The organism is Capnocytophaga sp. oral taxon 863 str. F0517 (assembly GCF_000466425.1).
Taxonomy (GTDB): Bacteria; Bacteroidota; Bacteroidia; order Flavobacteriales; family Flavobacteriaceae; genus Capnocytophaga.
Map to the genome: position 1 here is coordinate 1 of NZ_KE992182.1, position 22,616 is coordinate 22,616.

Here is a 22,616-nt window from a genome sequence, read left to right on the forward strand (position 1 = left end):
CACCGGAGCCAAAACCTGCCCCCAAGCCGGAACCAGCTCCAGTACCTACACCGGAACCTACCCCTCCTACTTCTAAGTGGGAAGAGCCGGAGTTAGTAGTCTATAATGCTGTTTCTATAGATGGGGAAAACTATTTTAAAGTAGAAAATACCGATCCTAATACCTCTATAGAGCTGCTTATCTTTAACCAGATGGGCTTAATAGTCTATCAAAGTACTCATTATCAGGAAAGTGGAGACCTATTCCATGGTTATGCCAATGTAAGTAACGTAATAGGTAGTGGCCAACGCCTCCCTTCAGGTACGTACTTCTATATCATGTACTACACCCATCATGGAGAAAGAGAGCTAAAGAAAGGATTTCTCTATGTAAATTAAAGGAATAAGGGGATTTTTTGCACTAAAGGGTTATAGGATTTTGCTATAACCCTTTAGTTTTTAGTTTATGGTAATTGTGGGATGCGCTCACGTTTGAAAGGAGAGCTAAGGGTAAGTAGAAAAGCCTTGAGGGCAGCCCGTTCTTCTTTGGAAAGAGAGAGCTTCTGGAGCAAGGGGTCGGTAGTGGGGAACAGAGGGTCATTTTCCTGATCCTTTCTGGGTTTGGGGCGAGGCATACCTGCATCGTACATTTGGATAACCTCGTCCAAAGTAGCTATCAGGCCGTTGTGCATATAGGGGGCGGTACGACCTACCTCACGGAGGGAGGCTGTCTTGAAGCTACCGACATCCGCCTTGTCTTTGCTGATTTTGTAGCGGCCTAAGTCTTCATATTTGCGGCCATAGTAGGACATCCCTAAGTTATGGAACTGTTGGTCAGAGAATAGGGGAGAGAAGTGGCAATTTACACAGCGTGCTTTGGTGCGAAACAGATGTAATCCTAAGACTTCCTCATCGGTGAAGAGGTCTTTCTCTCCAGAGATAAAGCGGTCGAACTTGCTCTTGCCACTGACGATGGTACGCTCATAGGTTGCAATGGCATCAAAGATACGAGATAAGGTAATGTTTTCGTCTGCGTAGGCTTCCTTGAAGAAGGGACGATAGCCCTTGATTCGCTTGATATGCTTTACGGCTACCACCTCATGGGAGGCCATCTCTACAGGATCGGTAAGAGGGAACATAGCCTGCGACTCCAATGTGCTTGCCCTCCCATCCCAGAAAAAGGTGGTATGGTAGGCCATATTAAATATAGAGGGGGAGTTTCTCACGCCATTTTTGCGATCGTGGCCAAAGGAAAGACTACGTCCGTCTGCCCAGCCCAATTCGGGGTCGTGGCAGTTGGCACAGGAGATTTGTTTGGATTTCGAGAGGCGGGGATCAAAGAAAAGGAGCTTGCCCAATTCTTTTTTAGCTTCGGAATAAGGGTTACTCTCAGGGAAAGAGCTTTTAGGCAAGGAGCCAATTTCTATATAACGAGCCTTGACGCCTTCGTCCAAATGGGGGGCTTCCCATTTGTTGGGATCTCCACTGCTATAGGCTTCTCTGAGCTGGGCGATGTATTGGGGTTCGTATAGGTGCTCTTTCAGTCGGGTAAAGGAGAAAAAAGTACCTGTAAGCAGGCATAAGATAAGTGTTTTTTTCATGGTTGTTGTCGTTAGTTTTTTATTTTAATAAAGAGATAGAAATAGTAGCTCCATAGCGTTCTACTCCTTTGAAGGCAGTATGATAGGTGGAATGGAGGCTAGTGATGAGCTGGGTACCCTTAGAGAGGCGTTTTTTCAAATCGATTCCTAAATCGAGCAGGTAACGGGTACTGTCAAAATACGCATAGTCGGGATAGATCACCTCTTGGTAGAAGAGGCGCAGGGTACGAGCAGCATAATCGTCCGGATTATAAGCCTTGTGGTAGTCTTCATTTTCATTGATGAGCTTGTTGTACAATGGGCTGATAAGGCTTGCCTTTAGTGAGGGGCGAAGTACAAAGTGGTCTAGCTCATAGCCCTTTGCCCAAAATAGCGAGAGGGCAAGGGAGGAATGATCCGTGAGCGTTTTCGCGGTTACATCTTTTTGGTAAGCCCCTTGGTAGACAGCCTCTAAGGCCAACTCTCGGTGGGTTTCTCCAAGCTGCTTTAATAGGTTGGCAGAGAAGGCGATGTCCTCTTGATAGGAGCGATAGTTGCGCCCCTGTCGCTGCATAAGGCGGTTAGTGGCTTGCTTGTCGGAGGCTATAAGTGACAGACTAAGGAGTTGTTCTTTTTTTAACTGATTGATATAATGTATTTTAGCTAAAAAAGTGTCCTCATAGAGACGGGCTAAAATATCTTCGTCAAACTCGCTATCATTGTCATTGCGATAAGTATGGGTGAGGGTATTGCGATAGCTACCTTCTGCTAAAAGTTTGTGCTTGTCAGTGGTAAAATGATAACCAAGGGCAAAGCCATAATAGTCATTATTGCGCCTATAATGGGAATTCGGAGGGAGTTGGGAGGTACCTAATCCAAGTTGCCAGCGGTTGTATTTGGTAAAATTGTTGGGGGTTTGTCCTTCTTGGTCAGAGAATTTTATTTTATTGCTGGCTTTGTTGTATCCATATTCACCGGAGAGGGCTATTTTGTGTTTGTCAAGCAGTCGAAAGGCTGTTTGTGCAGCAAAATAGAGTTCATTATGGTTAGTTTTAGGTCTTGGGTCGTAGTTTTCTCTGAATTTTTCTTCATAATTGATACGAGTAGAGAGGGTCATATCCCATAGTTGTTTGTAAATGGGGATCCCTGCTCCCCCGAAGATATGGTACTGCTGGTTTACCCAAGGGGCAGGGCGACTTACCGCAAAGTAGTGCGGGTCAGGCATAAGGCCGTTGGGCTGTACCTCTTCTTCTGAGAGTGTCCAAGCTTTGTCTTTCTGATAGATACGTTGCAGGTTGATCTTTCCAAAGAAGTTGATACGCTTATGTTGGTAAAAACCATAGGAGCGCAAGCCAAAGTCAGTTTGTTCTTTAGCTTCTTGGGCGAGGTGTAGGTCTCCTTCCTTGTGGTGAAGGTATAGGGTACTGAAGGTAAAGTTGTCCACGGGTGCCTCCGAAAGAAAGATAGGCGAAGCCTCGTAAAGGGCATACATCTCCTCAAACATATAAGTATCCGGGGCGATTTGCCCATAGAAAGTAGCCGAAAACAGCCCGCATAAGGGAAAAATAAGTCTTTTCATAGTAAAAATGGAAAGAATGAGTACCCAAAAAGGATACTCATTCATATAATAACAACAATAATTAATCTAAAGCACTTAGGTCAAATACATTTTCTTTTCTATCGAAGTCATTAGAAGAGTTGTTGGTATCCTGATAGCGGGTGATACCATTTCGAGTATCTTTCACCTTACGGATAAATACTTCAGAAGAGTAGAAGCTATTAGCCTTGAGTTCTCCAGCATCTATGCTATCAGGTAGGCTGTGAGGGAAAGATTTGTTTACATTGTCATGTTGGGCATTGACTCCATCAATGATTTTATTTATAGGAATCTGAACATGTTTAGGTGCTTTGTTGAGATTATCAGAGTTTACAGAGGGTAGAGGCACTTTTCTATAAGTATTGAAGTTCTCTTGGGTGTCCCTGAAGAGGATATAGGCTTCTCGACCATGGGGATCTAAAAGGAAGTCTTGTCCACCACTTTTATGGAGTATAACCATATTGGGAACCGCAGGGTTATCAGTGTCTAAAGTTCTTCCGCTTGAGGACTGGGTTGCATCTAAATATACCTCAAAGTGGGAACGACTTAGGTCTATGGTCAGTTCAGGTTTTATTACAGGCCTTTTTCCAGGTAAAGGCTCTTTATGATTACGAGCGGAGATTGCGACGATTTTGGACTTACCAGGAGCTAAAGGATACTCTTTACCGTTACCAGGGAAGGCGATGACAGTTTTGGCATATACATAATCTGTATTGGCCTTCTCACCTAAGCCTTCTAAACCTTGCGTTTGGCTCCAATCATACTTTCCTTCAGCATCATAGCCTTTTTGGCCTTTGTAGGATTTAGTATCGGTTGATACCTTCAGTTTGGCAAAATAGATACCATCCAAGTAAATGGTGTCAGAGGAATTGTTATGTACCTCAAAGAATTGGTCATTGTAGTTAGCAGCAGTTCTTGTATCAGAGCCAGTATAATAGATCTGTTTGATAACGAGGTCGCCCATACGGGAAGTACTCATTTTGAAGGTAATGGCATTAGCTTCTTTGGAGATAGTTAGGCCTTGTTTGGAGGCAGCGAAATTGGCCTCATTGTCAAAGCCAAAAAGGGTATTGCTTTGTTCTTTGGTAAGGGATTTGGTGACCTCAATGTTATAGGTGCCAGGCAGTAGCTGTAGGGTTGCTTTCCCTTCGTCGGAGGTAGTAGCCTCGTACTGCTGACCGGTGGAGGTATCGGTGAGCTTTACCACTACACCAGCGGCTTTGAGGTTGTTAAATTTGTCCCCATAGGTAGTCTCTACCGTGTAGGCGATACGGGACACTTCTTGGCCTTGACCTTTGCCATCAAAACCATCATCGTCCTTGCGACAAGCATTGAGTAATGCAACGCAGGCTAAAAGTAAAACAATTCTTTTCATAAAAAGTATATTTAGTTTTTAGTTTTTAGTTGTTAGTCACTAGAATTATAGCTTTCCAAACTTGAAAGTAGCGGTGGCTCCAAAGGAAATAGCTTCGTTCATACGAGTTTCAGAGCCTGCAATCACTACCTTAGGGTGGTAATTGGCTACATTGTTGATATAGAAGGACAGAGAGAGTCCATTTTGTAACTCCTTGGTTATACGCAAATGGAAATTATGATATATGGGAGTACGCCTATCTTGTCCGGCAGTACCTATCACCCTATGGAGCGCTTGGTAACGGCTGCTGCTTCGCTCGCTCTCAGGGATAGGGATGTGTTGCAACTGTCCATTGAGATAGCCTAAGGGATAGCGTTCCTTAACGGAAGCAAACTGAGTGCTAAAGGTAAATTGTTCTATAGTAAGGGACGTCAGCAGTCCTATGAAAGAAAGGTGGTAGGTAGCCGTTAGGCGTAGGCTAAGCTTATCAGCACTGATAAGGTCTCTGGGGTATAGGATATATCGGTGTTCGGTGTCGGCTAAGTTGGTATTGGCTACCTGATTGGGTAGCGTACTATCGGACTCCGAATAGGTATAGCTTCCCGATAGGGTGAATTGGGTATTGATGGCCTCAATTTTGTTAAAGTGCATCATCAGTTCTACCCCTGTATCCTTACTTTTTCCTGTATTTCCCGAGGTTTGGTACTCCAAAATCATATCCTTATAGCGGGTAATGGTATAGGAGGGCGGTAGGGAAGGGTTCGGATTGGGGGTAAAGCTTAGCTCAGGGATCGGATAGAGCCCTAAGTAAGGGGTATTCTCGAAGCTATCATAGTTATAGTTGAGAAAACCGGTAAGGTTTAGCCGTGCAAAAGGCAGTGTAAGGTCTGCTCCTGCTTCATATTTCCATGCTTTAGCCGGCTTGAGGGCCACTTCGGGGCGTTCTATGACATAGGTTTGTATATAATTGACGGCATAGTCGCGTGTGCGAAGGTCTTTGACTAAGATATCAAAAAAGACATTGCCAGGGAAGCGGTTTTGCAGGGAAGGCGCCTTGGTTGCCAGCCCCGCTCCTGCTCTGAATTTCAGGGTAGGGGAGAGGGTCAGGGCGGTATTGACACGTGGACTGAGGGAGGAAAAGCCATTTTGGTTTTCATATCTTAGCCCAATATTGGCAGCTAAGGATTTTCGATCATTGAAGGTATAGGTAATATTGTCCTGTACATAGAAGTGGAAGAGCTTGTTGGCGATCACATAGCGGTTAAAGTTCAGTGGGCGTACCCCCTGCTGGCTATCGGTACCTCCTCGGTTAGGGCTTAGTGTGGTGAGGGTAGAGGCTGAAGCGGAATCAAAGATCTTTCCCTCGCCTATATTATCACTATAAGTCAGGCCTGTTCCTGCTGATAATAGATGTCGGAAGTTATGATGGAAGAGGTCTTTGGAAGCGGTCAGGCTTAGGGAGCCATTGATGGGTTCGCCTATGGTACGTTCTCGGGACATATAGGAGACAGGGGTATAGGCACCCTGATGGAAGGAGGTACGGTCGGCTAAGGGGACTACATTGCCAATTCCATTGACATAGTATTCCTTGGTAGAGTCGGTACGGGTATGGGCGAAGCTCAGGGAGCTGGTCAGCTGATCAATCCAAGGGCTTTGGAGCTGTAGGGTGGTGCGATTGCTTATCGTATAACCATATTCTTTTTTGGAAGAGCCGTTGCGGAAGGCCTCTTCCAATTCTTTGTTCTGTTTGCTACCATCTAAGTTACTTCTGGCCGAGAGGGTCAGCGTATTTTTCAGGCGTTGGGAAGGGCTGAAGGTACTCCATATTCCAGTGGCAGTGATACGGTTGAAGGACATTAGGTCGTTGCGAGGGTCACTGTTGGAGTTCAGGTAATCCAAGGAGAGGCTTAGGTTCCCCCAGTTCCCAGGTAGTCTGAAGCCCTTTATCGCACTAAGACTGTTACCTCCCCCCACCATAGAGGCGGAGAGTTGTAGGGGAGAGACCCCCGCTTTGCGCTCTACAATAATAAGTCCAGAGGTAGCATTGCCGTATTTGGCATCGGCTATACCACTGATGACCTCCACCTTTTCTATATTAGAGGAAGGGATGCTACGCAAGTCAATAGAGCTATTGATATGCGAGAAAGCCGCTTTGTTGTTTCCTCCTTTTTGGGTAAAGGCATAGGATTGCATATTCTCATCATTGGAGATATACATGTCGTCCATGATAAAGCCCACTCCGAAAGCATTATTTTGGGAAGAAATAGCCGTCCGCAATTGGATGTCCTTGGGGGATTCCAAGGCAATATTCTTGATTGCCTGGCCGGGGAGCTGCTGGAGCACATCGGAGAGGGAGAAGGATTGGAATTGGGAGATGGCATATTTGTCGAGCGTGATAGCCGAACTGGTTTTGTCCTTGACTTTATCGGCCGTTACCACTACCTCTTTTAGGGTTAGGGATTCCTCTTTTAGGGTGATGACAAGGGAGGGGTCGCTTCCCTTGATTATGCGTTTTTCCATTCCTAAGAACTGAATCTCCAATTCATATTCTTTTTGAAAAGGGAGGGAAAACTTCCCATTTTCGTCGGTAATAGCCCATTTTTTAGAGTTTTTATCTACTACACTCACGCCCAGAAGCGGTTCCTTTCGCTCGTCTTGGACGAGCCCGGATACAAGCTGCTGTTGGCTGTACAAAGTAGCAGAAAAGAGACTTAAGAAGCTAAAAATCAGATATTTCATCTATTATAGTTTTCGGTGGGCAAAGATATTATTTTAATTCGGTCTAAGTTTTTAGTTTAACTTTGTTTTAAGAGTTAAAGAAAGAGGTATTAGAGGTTAGTAGTTAAAAAATGGTCTAGTTGAATGATTTTCTTTAATGGTATATAATAAGGTAGGGATCAATAGTTAAAATATATTAGATAAAAAAATTAATCATTAATCATTAATCATTAATCATTATTTCGTATCTTTGCGGGCGAAAAACAAGCAAGACCATGAAGAAAATTCAAATGGTGGATTTGCAAGGGCAATATGAGCCTTTGAAAGTGCAGATACAGCAGTCCTTTGAGGAGGTGCTTTCTTCCGCATCCTTTATCAATGGACCTCAGGTGCAGGCTTTCCAAAAGGAATTGGAACAGTACTTACAGGTAAAACATGTGATTCCTTGTGCCAATGGTACCGATGCACTGCAAATAGCGATGATGGGCTTAGGCCTTAAGCCTGGTGATGAGGTAATCACGGCCGACTTTACCTTTGCCGCTACGGTGGAGGTGATCGCTCTTTTGGGATTGACCCCTGTGTTGGTAGATGTAGAGGCGGATACCTTTAATATAGATATAGAGGCAATCAAGAGGGCTATTACCCCTAAGACCAAGGCTATCGTACCGGTACATCTCTACGGTCGTCCGGCGAATATGGAGGCGATTATGCAGCTGGCCAAGGAGCATAACCTTTTTGTCATAGAGGATAATGCCCAAGGGATAGGGGCTGATTATACTTGGAGTGATGGCCATAAGCAAAAGCTGGGCACTATCGCTCAGGTGGGTGCCACGAGTTTCTTTCCGTCCAAGAACTTGGGTTGTTATGGCGATGGGGGAGCGATCTTTACCAATGATGATGCACTGGCACATACCCTACGTGGGATTGTCAACCACGGGATGTATGTTCGCTACCACCACGATGTAGTAGGGGTCAATTCGCGTTTGGACTCCCTACAGGCTTGCGTACTGCGTGCCAAGCTCCCTCACTTGGATACCTATAATAAGAAGCGCCGCAGCTTCGCTCGTATGTATTCCCAGAGGCTGGCCGTTAATCCACATATCATCACCCCAGAGATACCCGAAGGGGACACCGCCCATGTGTTCCACCAATATACCATCCGTATCACCAATGGCAAGCGCGATGCCTTGGCCGAGCACTTAGCCGCACAGGGGGTACCTTTTGGGATTTACTACCCGATACCGCTCCACCAGCAGAAAGCCTATTTAGATCCTCGCTATAAGGAAGTAGACTTCCCTGTTACGAATCAGTTAGTACAGGAGGTATTATCGCTACCTATGCACACTGAGTTGGACGAAGAACAAATCAATTTTATCACAAAGTTGATAGTTGATTTTGTGTAAAATAAAAAAATACGTAATTTTGCAACTGATTAAGTAAAAGTGAAAAGTGACTAATTACCCAGCACGATCACTAACAACTAAAAACTAAAATAAATGAGAACAATACAATTCAGAGAAGCCGTATGTGAGGCGATGAGTGAGGAGATGCGTCGTGATCCCTCTATTTACCTAATGGGAGAGGAAGTAGCCGAGTACAACGGTGCTTACAAGGCTTCCAAAGGCATGCTGGACGAGTTTGGTCCTAAGCGTATTATAGATACTCCTATTGCAGAGAGTGGATTCTCTGGTATTGGAGTGGGTTCGGCTATGAATGGCTGCCGTCCTATCATTGAGTTTATGACCTTCAACTTCTCTTTGGTGGCCATGGACCAGATTATCTCCAATGCGGCTAAGATGCGCCAAATGTCCGGTGGACAGATCAATATTCCAATCGTATTCCGTGGACCTACTGCCTCAGCAGGGCAATTGGGAGCAACCCACTCTCAGGCTTTTGAGAACTGGTTTGCCAACTGTCCAGGTCTTAAGGTGGTAGTACCTTCTACTCCTTACGATGCCAAGGGATTGCTCAAATCAGCTATCCGTGACAACGATCCAGTTATCTTTATGGAATCTGAACAGATGTATGGCGACAAAGGCGAAGTACCTGAAGAGGAATACACCATTCCACTAGGAGTAGCCGATATCAAGCGTGCTGGTAAGGATGTAACTATCGTTTCTTTCGGAAAGATTATCAAAGAAGCTCTTGCAGCTGCTGAAACTCTTGCCAAAGAAGGGATAGAGTGTGAGATCATCGATATTCGTACTGTTCGCCCTATGGACTGGGAAGCTATCTTTACTTCAGTGAAGAAAACCAATCGCTTGGTGATCCTCGAAGAAGCTTGGCCTTTTGGTTCTGTATCTTCTGAAATCACTTACCAAGTACAAGAACATATCTTCGACTACTTAGATGCGCCTATCCAACGTATCACCACTGCCGATACTCCTGCGCCTTACTCTCCAGCCCTCCTACAAGAGTGGTTGCCCAACGCTCAGGATGTGATCAATGCCGTGAAGAAAGTACTCTATAAATAGTGAACGATTAGTGACGAGTGACTAACCATTAGTGACTAATAAAAAGATAAAAAGTAAAAGTTTTACCTTTTACTTTTTATCTTTTTATTTGATACCTATGCCTTTATTCTTTTAACTATTGATTTGCGCCATTAGTCATTGACTACTAATGCGAATCAATAGTTAAAATAATACACTTTACACAGTAATCCATTGATATTCAGAATATTTTTTTCTACATCCCCCTAGCCCCCCTCAAGGGGGGAATCACAGAGTGGTATCAAGTAGAATATTGAACAATCACACTTAAATATGCTGAATATCAGCATGATAGTTCAGCGGTGTCCTATTCCCCCCTTGAGGGGGGCTAGGGGGATGTAAATGGAAAATATTAATAATGAGTTATTTGCAACTTGTTTATATACCCGCATCTTTATTCTTTTAACTATTGATTTGCGCCATTAACCATTGATCATTGATCATTAACCATTGACCATTGTTGTTAATAACTTTTGATAAAATCCATTTTAGGGGCTTGACTTTAAGAAAAAAATAGTTTAATTTTGCGCACTTGAAAATCCTAAGAGATTCTAAGATGATAAAAAGTATCCAACAATGGCAAAAAGTCTGGGGGCACCTAATATGGTGCGCCTGGGCTCTTGTATTTTCTTCTGTAGCCTATGGGCAAAGTCCAGGCTGTGGGAGTATGCCTTCTGAGGGTTTCGGCGGTGCCGGAGTGACAGAGAAGCGCATTAATAATTTGAACGTAACTCGTACCATATATGGTACGCAGGTTTTTAGCTCCGCAGGAAAGGTCAAATATTGTAGTGACCAACCTAACTCTCCGGCTGGAATGGTCTTTATGGGGAATGATCTAGGGGCTAATAGTACCGGTACTCCGGTACAAGGAGCGACTTCGGTCAAGTATACTTTTGACCAACCGGTGGCTAGTGCCGAAATCTACCTTATAGGTTTCGGAGGGAGTAACCCTGGAGGGAAACTCGACCAGGTGGTCTTTGCGACCAATGCAGGAGCGGGCTTTACCCTAAGCAAGACTTATGATTGTAATAATATCGTGAGCTTGCTGCCCAATGGAGCACAAGCAGGGAACGATATGAAGATTACCGATGCGGCTATCAAAATTACTGGAAATAAGCCCTTTACGGAGCTGACCATACGAGTATCGGCGACCGATCAGTCGGGTTTCTTCATGGAGCTGTGCCCGGATTTGCGAAGGGTAGCTAATATAGTTGTATATAATGTATTACAGAGCCAACAGGTATGTGTAGGTACTACTCCTGTCTTCAAAGGGAAGTTAGGAATAGACTCAGCTTATACCGGAGGTATCGAGACCTACCAGCTTCAAGTGAAAAAGAATGGTTCCAGTACTTGGGAGAATGTACCAGGAATGCGCTATTCAGGGACGAATTTAGGGGAGAAGACCTTTACCCCGTCCCAACTTTCTGCAGCCACTTATCACGATGCTAAGGTAAGGGTGGCCTATACCTATACTTACCCAACGAAGTTTACCGGAACGGCTACTGCTTATTCTCAGGAGGTAGACCTGAAGATCAATCAGGCAGAGATCACCTCCGTGACACTCAGCCCTACTTCCTTCAACCGAGGTACGCCAACCAATGTAACCTATACGATACAAGGTACCCCTAATGCTGAAATCCGTTATGAGGTAGATGGAACCGCCAAGACGGCTACCCTCAATGCTAGCGGACACTATAGCGAAAGCAAGACCGTTACCGACGATACCTATCTGAAGGTAACAGAGGTCAAAATAGGAGCTTGTACCCAAGTGATTAGTCAGAGCCAAACTCTTAGAGCAACTGCCCCTCTTACGCCTTCTTCTCTTGTAGCCGACCTACAACTCACCCAACTTATTGGCTGTGGTACAGGTGTTAATGCTGATAAGGCAGAGGTAACCGCTAAGGTAGAAGGTACCGGCTACCAATTCGACTTTGGTACCGGTTGGCAGACCTCTAACAAGGGCTGGCTTACCGCAGGCAATCATACCGTACGTATCAAGCAAGGCAGTAATGTACTTACCAAGACCATTACCGTTCCTGCCAAGCCTGCTACCCCTACCTTTACCCCTCAGATAGAGCCTACTGCTACAGCGGCTAATGTATATCTGCTGAACAACCAACCTACTTACCAATATAGCTATACCTATAATGGGGAGACCTCCAATTCTTTCTTTATCCGTAACATGCCAGAGGGGGCTAACACGGTACAGGTGAATTATACTGCTCCTTCTTTGGAAGAAGAGCTTATCTTCTATGATGATTTTGGTAAATATGAAGGTGGAGCAGCTAAAGGAGTTAGTAGTCCTTATGCCAATCCAAATGTGTACTTTGCCCCCTTGGATGGCTCTGGCAAGCAGTATCTCAATAATGGGAGTGGTGCAGCTCGTACCAGTGATTTTGGTTTAGATGCCTGCTATACTGTAGCCAGTGTAAGTAGACCAGGAGTGATTGATTATACAAATGCTTTGTTGGATCCTCCTCATTATTGGCGCTATCCTAATGATAAGGATGGTGATCCGAATGGACGGGTACTCTGTTATAATTCTGTAGTAGACAATCCTCGGGCGGTAATCTACAAACGAAAAGCAACAGTACGTCCTCATACACAAGTGAATTTTTCTGCTTATGTATACAACACTATTGCTCATAATAATACAGGTGGACTTGGGGCAAATTGGGTAATGCCTATGCAGCTTCAGGTATTTGCTACTGAAGCAGATGCCGATGCGGGCACCGCTCCTTTGTTCACCTCTTATCAGTTTAATATACCTAGATGTACCAGTCGTGATGACTGGCACCCTATGAAGGTTACTGGTTATACAGGAAGCCATACCGAGCTTTTCTTCGTAGTGCGTATGTTACCTGGTGGAGGGAATGATGTAGCTGTGGATAATATAAGGGTAAGCCAACCTGTGGCCAACTGTGCTAATACACTTCCTGTAACGGTGAATGTCCCAGCTTCCTCTGTGAAGCTCAGTGGTACTTACGACTGTACCACCCAAAGCGGTAAGATAGAGATCACAGGGCTACCCGCAGGCTATACCTATAGCTTGGACGGGGGTACCTTCCAGTCCTCCGGTACTTTTAATAATGTATCGATAGGTACTCATACCCTTACCTATAAAAAAGGTAATCCTAATATTATCTTTAAGGAAGACTTCCGCTCAGGAGAGCCTTATTTGCTGCCGACCGATGTGGTACCACCACCTTTTGTAGGGCGAGACCACCTGATCGGTTATCCGGCCGATATCTTACCAGAAGGGCATTATCAAGTAGCGAATAAGCAGAACCTGACTAAAAACCAAAATTGGGGATGGATAAGTCCTCAAGACCATACGGGCTTGGGTGCCCAGGGACGCTATTTGGCGATTAACCATGGGGCTAATGCTAATCAGGTTTTCTATAAAAAGACTCTAAAGGTAGCCAAGAACAAGGCCGTTACCTTAAGGTACTATGGCTATAACCTGAATCCAGATAATCATCCTTATAATGCCAATATACGTACAGTCTTTGTAGACAAAGCCAGTGGAGCGGAGATTCCGGCTTCTGTCAAAGTAGAAGAAATAAAAAATCGTGCTCATGATAACGACTGGACGGAGGTAACTCATACCTTTAATCCAGGAGAGGCCACTGAATTGGAATTACGCTTTACTAATACTAATAATTCAGAAGGAAGTAATGACTTCGTTATCGATGATATCTTAGTAACCCAGTCCGATGAGATTACCGAGACGGTAGAGATAACCAATCCTACCATGGCACCGATTCTCACCAATCAAAGGGTCTGTACAGGCACTAAGGTATCGGAAGTATTCTCCGGTTATAATAACTTAAAATGGTATACCACCGCTGCTATGGGAGGTACGGCTTTGGCTGCTACTGATGTGCTAACGGCTCGTACCTACTATATCTCCCAGGTGGAGAATGGTTGTGAGAGTCCGCGTACCCAAGTGACCATCACCCTTAGCGCTGCGGTGGCGCCCCCTACACTAACCACTCCACAAGAGTTCTGCGTGGGGGAAGGCAAGAAGCTCTCCGATATAGCTGCCAATAACTATGTATGGTATGATGCCGCCACCGGAGGCAATCCACTTTCGGCAGAGACACTCTTGGAAACCAAGTCTTACTATGTGGCAGCGACCAATGCCGATGGTTGTGAAAGTATAACCCGCCAGGAGATCAGGGTGACACTGAAGAACAAGCCTACCCTTACCTATATAGGAGTATCGCCCACCATCTTGAATCCAGGAGCTAATACCCTTACCTATACCATCAAGGGTACTCCGGGGGCAAAAGCTACCTATACCTTTGATGGGGGAGCGCCCGAAGAGTTGACCCTCAATGCTATGGGAGTGGCTACCGTAACCAAGACAGGGGTAAGCCATGCGGTAGTTTTGGATGTTACTAAGTTGGAGAAGGCTGGCCTATGCGACCTCACAGGCATCCACTACAAGGCGGAGGTGACCACCACAGCGGCTGCCGCGGCCGGGGCTACTTGTAGCCAACACCCGACCCCTCAGTTCCCTACCCAAGCCCTTGCCAAAGCAACCATGAATGGCATAGAGGTAACCCGTCGCATCATAGGAACCGAGCGTTATGAGTTTGTACCTGTAATGAATGATCCTCTAAATGGATTTTGCTATAATCCTGTATTATATGGTCATCCGGCTATGAATAAGAGAGAAGAAGGACGTGCGGCTCAAAAGATTATTTATACCTTTGACAAACCCATTACTCAGGTACAGGTGTGGGAATCAGGAATGATAAGAGACCCAGCGGATGGAGATGGAGTGAAAATTTCAGTAAATTGCGGAGGTACCTTAACTACTTCTATTACTAATTGTGAAAATAGAAATAATTGGGGCCTGACATTTGATGAAGACGGAGAGAGAGCATGGGTTCCACAAATGCTGGAATTCACCCAAGGGGCTGTATTGGTTACTTCCTCAAAGCCCTTTACAGAGCTTGTATTGAAGGTACGCAATAATATAGGAAGAAGCCTTTATGGCTATACCGTAGAGCTTTGTCCACTATCGTTGCGCCCCGCTGCGATTGATATCTCAGCGCAGCCCCAAGCCCTTAGTGCTTGTGTCGGCCAGGCGGGTGAGACCCTCTCGGCTACGGCACAGCTTACAGGAGCTACCACAGGTGACCTAAGCTATGTTTGGCAACAGTCCGAGACACCTATGCTCGAAAGCAGTTGGACAACTGCGGTGGCTGCTTCGGGAGTAAGTGGTACCATTCCTGCGACAGGGGGTACAGCGACCCTGACCCTTAATGATATCAAGGCAGCGGATCACCAGCGCTACTACCGCGTACGCTTTAGCTATGGCGATACTTGCGGTGCCGATGTAGAACAATATTCTCGTGTGGCTCAGCTAACGGTTAATACAGTAGCTGTACCCGTGGTGGACAACACTCAGGTGGCTTGTCCGACCCAGGCGCCTACAACCTTCGACCTCTCGGGCTTGGTGACCCCAGCGGCAGGACATACCCTCAAGTGGTATGAGGCCTTTGCAGGGGGTACCGCCTTAGCTGCTGCACCACAAGTACAGCGACAAGTGACCCAGCCAACTACCTATACCTATTATGTAAGTCAGGTGAATGCCACAGGATGCGAATCACCTCGTACTCAGGTGACTTACAAGGTAGCTATAGGAGACCAACGCCCTGTGATTACATTGCCAGCTACCGACTTAGCGCTGAACTGTGAGGATACTAATATTGATACTCAAGTGAATGCTTGGTTGGCAACCGCACAGGCCTCCACTCCTTGTGGAGAAGTGAGCCTCACTAACAACTTTGCAGCTGTACGCCCTGGCAACCTCTGTAATACAGATCAAATAGAGGTAACCTTTACCACTACTGACCTTTTCGGTGGCAAGGTGACCGCTACCAAGGCTATTAAGCTGGTACATCTCAATACTCAGGACGATACCGCTACCATAGCCCGCAATACGGGAGGCACTATCAATGTCCTTGCAAACGACCGTATCAATGGAGGATTGGCACAACATCCGACCAATGTGGTGGTGACCCTTACTGATCCAGCAGGTACAGGAGCTACCCTAACTCCTGATGGCAAGATTCAGATCCCAGGAGGCACCCTCGCTGCTAATACCTATCCTATAAGGTATACCGTATGCGATGCCGCTCATGCCGCTATCTGTAAGACGCATACCCTTACTCTTACGGTAACCGATAATAACTTGGTAGCTACCAATGATGATAGCAACGATGTCCTTATACGCAGCACCACAGTCGATCAATATGTACGAGTGGGAGGTGCCGCACTGAATATCTTGGCCAATGATCTCTTGGGCAGTGCAGCCCCTACTTTGGCACAGGTAGAGATACAGCCTACCAATACCCTAACCGGCCTAAGTATCAATAGAACCACAGCAGAGGTGAAAGTGGCAGCGGGTACTGCTGCGGGTACTTACCAGCTCAAGTACAAGCTCAAGGAAAAAGGTACTGAAAACCTTTCTAATGAGGCGACCATCACCGTGGTGGTTACAAGTGAGGTAAGCCTGCTTGAGCGTACTCCAACCTATAGTGGCCAACCTTCCAAGACGGCCATCCCTACCGAGGCAGGTAATGCACTGACCCCTGTACGTATCCCAGGCAACCCTGCTGTACCAGCGATCACCGAGGTGGTAATAAGGGATATTGTCCCAGCCACTCCACGTCCAGGCTCTTCCGTAGTGCCTAAGATAGATCCTGCCACTGGCAAGGTGCTTATCCCACAAGGAACGCCAGCGGGTGACTATACTATTAAATATAAGGTATGCGATAAGGCCAATCCACAAAGTTGCAGTGGGGAAATCACCGCAACCGTGAAGGTAACTGCGGGTATTCTCTTGGCGGAGGCCGACCTCTCCAATACAGAAATCCGCTATGCCACTACCGAGCAAGTGGTACAGAAGGATGGTGCGAACCTCAACCTCTTGGCCAACGATAAGCTTGATGGGGTAGCCCCCACGCTCGCACAGGTGAGCCTTACCGCTACCCATAACGAAGAAAAAGTTACGATAGATCCAGCTACAGCGACTGTCAAGGTAGCTGCTGGTACTACAGCAGGAGTATACACCCTCCGATATACGCTGACCGAACAAGGCCAAACTACTGCTTCCAACGAAGTGGAGGTGAAGGTCGTAGTCAAGAACAACTTAGAGGTGAATCCAATCACCATCCCAGCATCCAATACCCCTTCTACCCGAGGTAGAGATAAGGAATTGGGCAATATACTCAATGGGGTGAAGATCAATGACGAGCAACCTACGCTCGACAAGGTAATGATCACAGTACCTACTCCAGCCACACCTAAGAGAGCAGGAGCAGCCGTACCTTATATAGATCCGCTTACCGGTAAGGTCATCCTCCCACCAGCAGTGCCCGATGGTACCTATAACCTTACCTACCAAGTATGTGATGCCGCTCAGGGTGAAGCCCAGCATTGTAAGACACAAACCCTTGCCGTAGTGGTGGACAAAAATACGATCGAAGCCCAAGAAGATGACTATACCAATGCTGTTTATACAGTACCTTTCTCTGCCACAGAAGCTCGTATTATAGGTGATGGAGCTCCAGTGAGTGTCTTGGACAACGATACCTTGGCAGGGCTCTCAGTGACCCCATCCCAGGTGGAAATAGTAGAGGTGACAGGAGATGGTCAAGTTCATATTGATAGAAACACAGGCTACATCACTGTAGGAGCCAATGCGAGTATAGGGGAACATACTTTGACCTATAAGATTAAGGAAAAAGGTACCGACAACCTCTCTCAGGCTGCTACTGTAAAAGTAGTGGTGGATACTGACAATAAGCTGGAAGGGCTTTCTCATTATGAGGTGAGCAGTAAGAAGCCTACTGATAATAGTACTAAGGTAATAGGTAATATCTTTACCTTAGGGCAGGTGAAGTACAATGGAGTGCTACAGACCGCTCCAGGCCAGCTCACAATAACGAACATTCCTTCCTATGGGGTTCCTGCTTCACTCACTATAGATGAGACAACAGGAGAGATCAAGACCACTAAAGATACGCCTGATCGTACTTATTGGCTTTCTTATATGCTTTGTGATCAAGCAACACCGCAGCTTTGCAAGGATGTTCGAGCGGTTGTACGTATAGGTTTAGAAGAATTCAAGGCGAATGATGATAGTCAGGACAACACTTTCCTTCCAGTAACGGTTTCCAATACCGCTACAGTAGTGAAGAAGGATGGTACGAATGCAGCGAACATCTTGGACAACGACAAGCTTGGGGATATGGTAGGACTCAATACCAACCAAGTAACCATCCTAACTACAGCTACTTCGCCCTACCTCTCTACCGATAATAGTGGTAAGGTCACCGTGGCAGCCAACACACCAGCAGGCTTGCACAGATTTAAGTACAAGCTCTTGGATAAGATAAACTTGGGTAACGAGACGGATGAAGCCACCGTTACCATAGCCGTGAAGAACAATATGGTGGTAGGAGTCCCTACCCTAAGTCCCGCCAAGCCTGCGGTAGATAATACGCCAAGGGAAATAGGTGATGTACTGGAACCAACGACCATCAATGGCCAACGACCCAATGCTGGGGAAGTTACCATTAACGTAGTTACCCCTGCGCTTCCTACTCCTCAAAGCCCTGCGGTACCTTATATAGATACAACAACCGGTAAGATACTCGTGCCTAAGGGAACTCCGATAGGTTCGTACCCTATTACTTATGAGATTTGTGACCAGGTAAATATAGAGGCACGTACTTGTAAGCGACAGACGGTAACTATAAATGTAGCACCTAATGATATAGAAGCGAAGGACGACCGACAAAGCAGCTCTCCCGATGTCCCTTACAAGGTACAGAAGAGCAGCGTACCTACCGAGCTTAGAGACAGTGGCAATGCGATTGTCAATGTGTTGGATAATGATGTCTTAGGTACTCGTACAGGCTTCTTGGATACCGATATAGTAGAGATAGAAGCCCTTCCGGATCCTTCCAATATCAAGGTAGATGTGACCACCGGTCGGGTACTCATCCCCGCCAATACCCCAGCTGGAGAATACAATATTAGCTATCGTATCAAGGAAAGAGGAAACACAGCCTCCCCAGTAGGCCATGTCTTTGTAGCGGTGACCAATAGGATAGAGGTGGAAACGCCTGTCTTCCGTGGAAAAGCAGCTACCGGAACGACCCCTGCTGAAATAGGCAATGTGATAGATAAGGTGAAGCTCAATGGTACTCCAGCCCAAAGTGCAGACTTGGTTCCTATAACAATCGTAACCCCTGCCTCCCCACAAGCGGGAGGTACCCAGGCGCCAACCATTGAGCCAAATGGTAAGGTATTGGTGCCCCAGGGTACAGCTCCAGGTACTTATACCATTGTCTATAAGCTATGTGACCACCCAAGTCCGCAATCACAGACCTGCCAAGATATCACCACAACGATAGAGGTAACCCCTTCCAATCTACAGCTCAATCCCGATAATACCGCTCGGGTACCTAAGACAGGTGGAGAGGTAGCTGTATTGGGCAACGATACCCTTAATGGGGTGCCCGCTACCACCGATAATGTGGAAATCACTATCGATAATGACAGAGGTATCGGAGCCACCATAGGCCCTGATGGCAAGATCATAATACCTAATAACGTAGCTCCTGGTGAGCATACTATTACCTATAAGGTATGTGAAAAAGGACAAACTTCTCAGTGCCAAACCGCAGAGGTGAAGATTTCTGTTCCTGCCAACATCACCCTAACCGATGATGCCCCAGCAACCATCCCTCATATAGGAGGTGCTGTGGATGTGTTGGCCAACGATACTGTCAATGGAGGATCTGCCAATCGTGGTAATGTGGATATCGCCATTACCAACGATGGTAATACAGGAGCTGATATAGATCCTGATGGCAAGATCCGTATTCCTGAAGGAGTATCCCCAGGGGAACATACCATTACTTATAAGGTATGTGAAAAAGGGCAAACAGACAATTGCCAAACCAAGACACTCAAGATTACCAGCTTAGGCGAGCTTGTTCTCAATGACGATGATACGGCTCGTATCCCTAAGACTGGAGGTCAAGTGGATGTCCTAAGCAATGATATCCTAAGTGGAACCCCTGTCACAACCGATACGGTAAGCATCGAAATTACTGATGCCGATGGTACCCATGCTACGATAGACAATGGCAAGATCAAAGTACCGGCCCCTGGCGATGATGTCACCCCTGGTGAGCATACCATTACCTATAAGGTGTGTCAGAAGAATACGACTAATTGCCAGACCAAGACGGTGAAGGTATCCATCCCTGCGCGTATCCAGCTCAATGACGATGATCCGGCAACCATCCCTCACACAGGAGGTACCGTGGATGTGCTAACCAATGACCGTGTCAATGGAGGAGCAGCCAATACCTCCAACGTGGATATCACTATTACCAATCCTGACGGAACGGGAGCTACGATAGATTCCGATGGTAAGATTCGTATCCCTGCGAGGGTTACCCCAGGGGAACATACCATTACCTATAAGGTATGTGAAAAAGGGCAAACAGACAATTGCCAAACCAAGACACAGAAGATTACCAGCTTAGGCGAGCTTGTCCTCAATCCGGACAATACCGCTCGGGTAACTAAAGTAGGAGGTGAGGTAGATGTCCTCTCCAACGATACCCTAAATGGTGACCCTGTCACAACCGATACGGTGACCCTTGAGATAGAGGATGCCGATGGCAGTGGTGCAACCGTAGAAAATGGTAAGATCAAGGTACCTGCCAATGCGGCTCCTGGTGAGCATACCATCACCTATAAGGTATGTCAGAAGAATACGACCAACTGCCAAACGGCAACTGTCAAGGTCGTGGTCTTGGAAGAAGATATCGCTGCCAATGACGATAATTATACGGTGCAGTGGTCAGCGACAGCCACTACGGTGAAGGATAACAATCGTCGTGAGGTGAATGTCCTCTCCAACGATGCTTTTGATGGTACCAATGGCCCTACTACCACACAAGTGGATATTGTACAGACCGCCGCTTCTGATCCGGATAAGGTGTTCTTGGATACCGTGACTGGTAAGGTAAAAATAGCCGCCGATGTACAGGGAGGTACCTATACAGTGACCTATACCATCCAGCCTAAGGGACGTCCCAGTCCTGTGAGTGCTCCTGCGACGGTTACTATAGTGGTGAAGAACAAAGTGGAACTATCCGACGATCGCATCCCAGTAAGGCCATCTGATGACCCTACTCCTGCAGGAAACATCTTGGATAATGTGAGAGTCAATGGTAGAAGACCTCAGGCAGGCGAGGTAACGCTCACGGTAACCCCTCCAGCAGGTTCGCCAGTGCCTTCTATCAATCCTAATACAGGAGAAATTACTGTCCCAGGCAATGTGCCTGCTGGTGATTATCCTTTCCAAATACAGGTCTGCGATAGGCAAACGCCTCCTACTTGTCAGTCGAAACAGATTGTTGTGAAGGTCAATCCGAACCAAGACCTTGAAGCGGTGGATGACCCTGAATATAAGGTAGGAACCGCAGGAGGCACCTCTACGATAAATGTCTTGGACAACGATAAGTTGGGTACAGAAGTAGGCCTCAGAGGCAAAGAAGGTATTACGGTACAAAAGCTAAGAACAGAGCCTAATATAGCCGAAGTGACCAACAATATTGTTCTTGGAACAGATGGATTTATTACTGTAAAACCAGGTATTGCAGTAGGTAATTATGAACTCTACTACGAAGTTCATAAGGATAGAATGAGTGCTATCGCCAAGGTGCGCATCCGAGTAACGGATGTGATCGCAGGAGAAGATAATATTTCTGTAGAACGTCCGCTCGAAGGACAACCTGATAAGGTATCCGAACAGAGTGTATTGGGCAACGACAACGTAGCCTCCAACGAGCGAGCTACTCCCGAAACGGTACAGATAGAGGAAATAGAGATAAGCAATGTGGATCCTTCAGGACCAGCTCCTGACGGTAAGATTAGCCTCGATCCTGCCACTGGTAAGATCGTCGTGAAGCCTGGAGCTCCTATAGGAGAATATACCGTCAAGTATAAGATCCGTCCTAAGGAAAGTACCTCCGATGCTGACTGGATCACCGGCGAGGACAAAGTGAAGATCACCCCTAACTTCTCAGTTAGTGATAAGGACTTCACCAATCCTCCAGTAATGACCAACCAGTCGCCAGGAGTAACTAAGAGTGTCTTGGATGGCGATACCTTAGAAGGACAGCCTCTTACCCCTGCAGATGTGACCTTGACTATCACCGATCAGCCAGGTATCTCCGAGAATGTTACTTTCGATGACCAAGGACGATTGGTAATCCCACAAGGAACGCCATCGGGTACCTACCCCATCAGGTATAAGATAAAATCCAATGCCTATGGCATAGAGAAGGAAGTAACTGTAATGGTGAAGGTTGAAAATGATATAACTCTTGAGTTCTATAATGCGATCTCAACCGACGAAGGAAGTCCGAACAACGCCTTTATCATCAAGAATATACAGTACTATCCTGATAATAACCTCAAGATATACAACCGCTATGGGGTGTTGGTGTTCGATAAGGACAATTATACCAATGAGGAACCATTCCGAGGTATCTCCGAAGGACGTGCTACCCTAAGCAAAGACAGCAAGCTACCACAAGGTACTTACTTCTATATCTTAGAGTACAAGGCCAAAGGCGAAAGCCTACAGAAGTCAGGATGGCTCTATGTTAAGTGATAAATAACCAACGATTAGTGACTAATGATTAGTGACTAACGACAAATAAAGTGACGAGTGACCCAATCCCATACAGGGATAGTCACTCGTCACTTGTCATTAGTCACTATTATAAAAGGTTATGAGCCAAAAAAAAGACCATCCTTTCGGATAGTCTCTTTCTGTTTTATTAT

8 protein-coding genes are annotated in these 22,616 nt (G+C 46.2%); 4 read left to right on the forward strand and 4 right to left on the reverse strand.

What is annotated here, in order from left to right:
- Positions 1-377, forward strand: a 377-nt coding sequence (locus HMPREF1551_RS12620) for a gliding motility-associated C-terminal domain-containing protein (RefSeq protein ID WP_021629566.1), incomplete at its 5' end; no start/stop codon positions are given.
- A 65-nt stretch (positions 378-442) separates the two neighbouring features.
- Here the strand turns inward: HMPREF1551_RS12620 and HMPREF1551_RS12625 are convergent.
- The 4 genes from HMPREF1551_RS12625 to HMPREF1551_RS12640 all read right to left on the reverse strand — a co-directional run bounded on the left by HMPREF1551_RS12625 (position 443) and on the right by HMPREF1551_RS12640 (position 7,248).
- The gene (locus tag HMPREF1551_RS12625) at positions 443-1,579 is read right to left on the reverse strand and encodes a cytochrome-c peroxidase (protein WP_034544729.1); all 1,137 of its coding nucleotides are present in this window, start codon (positions 1,577-1,579) and stop codon (positions 443-445) included.
- Positions 1,580-1,598: 19 nt separating this feature from the next.
- A complete protein-coding gene (locus HMPREF1551_RS12630) occupies positions 1,599-3,137 on the reverse strand; it encodes a DUF6850 family outer membrane beta-barrel protein (RefSeq protein ID WP_231374990.1) in 1,539 nt (512 codons plus the stop codon).
- 61 nt (positions 3,138-3,198) lie between these two features.
- Positions 3,199-4,530, reverse strand: coding sequence for a DUF4876 domain-containing protein (locus tag HMPREF1551_RS12635; protein ID WP_021629570.1), 1,332 nt, complete (start codon positions 4,528-4,530; stop codon positions 3,199-3,201).
- A 45-nt stretch (positions 4,531-4,575) separates the two neighbouring features.
- Positions 4,576-7,248 carry a TonB-dependent receptor plug domain-containing protein gene (locus HMPREF1551_RS12640; protein ID WP_021629571.1) on the reverse strand — a complete coding sequence of 891 codons (2,673 nt, stop codon included), beginning with the start codon at positions 7,246-7,248 and terminating at the stop codon, positions 4,576-4,578.
- 254 nt (positions 7,249-7,502) lie between these two features.
- Here HMPREF1551_RS12640 and HMPREF1551_RS12645 point away from each other — a divergent pair, with 254 nt between their 5' ends.
- The 3 genes from HMPREF1551_RS12645 to HMPREF1551_RS12655 all read left to right on the forward strand — a co-directional run bounded on the left by HMPREF1551_RS12645 (position 7,503) and on the right by HMPREF1551_RS12655 (position 22,443).
- A complete protein-coding gene (locus tag HMPREF1551_RS12645; protein ID WP_021629572.1) occupies positions 7,503-8,630 on the forward strand; it encodes a DegT/DnrJ/EryC1/StrS family aminotransferase in 1,128 nt (375 codons plus the stop codon).
- Positions 8,631-8,723: 93 nt separating this feature from the next.
- Entirely contained in the window at positions 8,724-9,701 is a 978-nt protein-coding gene (locus HMPREF1551_RS12650) for a pyruvate dehydrogenase complex E1 component subunit beta (protein WP_021629573.1), read from the forward strand.
- A 574-nt stretch (positions 9,702-10,275) separates the two neighbouring features.
- Entirely contained in the window at positions 10,276-22,443 is a 12,168-nt protein-coding gene (locus HMPREF1551_RS12655) for a gliding motility-associated C-terminal domain-containing protein (RefSeq protein WP_021629574.1), read from the forward strand.
- The last annotated feature ends 173 nt before the right edge of the window (positions 22,444-22,616 follow it).

Coding starts and splice junctions, on each gene's coding strand:
- HMPREF1551_RS12650 (WP_021629573.1), top strand. CDS start 8,724: ATGAGAACAATACAATTCAGAGAAGCCGTATGTGAGGCGATGAGTGAG.
- HMPREF1551_RS12640 (WP_021629571.1), bottom strand. CDS start 7,248: ATGAAATATCTGATTTTTAGCTTCTTAAGTCTCTTTTCTGCTACTTTG.
- HMPREF1551_RS12655 (WP_021629574.1), top strand. CDS start 10,276: ATGATAAAAAGTATCCAACAATGGCAAAAAGTCTGGGGGCACCTAATA.
- HMPREF1551_RS12635 (WP_021629570.1), bottom strand. CDS start 4,530: ATGAAAAGAATTGTTTTACTTTTAGCCTGCGTTGCATTACTCAATGCT.
- HMPREF1551_RS12630 (WP_231374990.1), bottom strand. CDS start 3,137: ATGAAAAGACTTATTTTTCCCTTATGCGGGCTGTTTTCGGCTACTTTC.
- HMPREF1551_RS12645 (WP_021629572.1), top strand. CDS start 7,503: ATGAAGAAAATTCAAATGGTGGATTTGCAAGGGCAATATGAGCCTTTG.
- HMPREF1551_RS12625 (WP_034544729.1), bottom strand. CDS start 1,579: ATGAAAAAAACACTTATCTTATGCCTGCTTACAGGTACTTTTTTCTCC.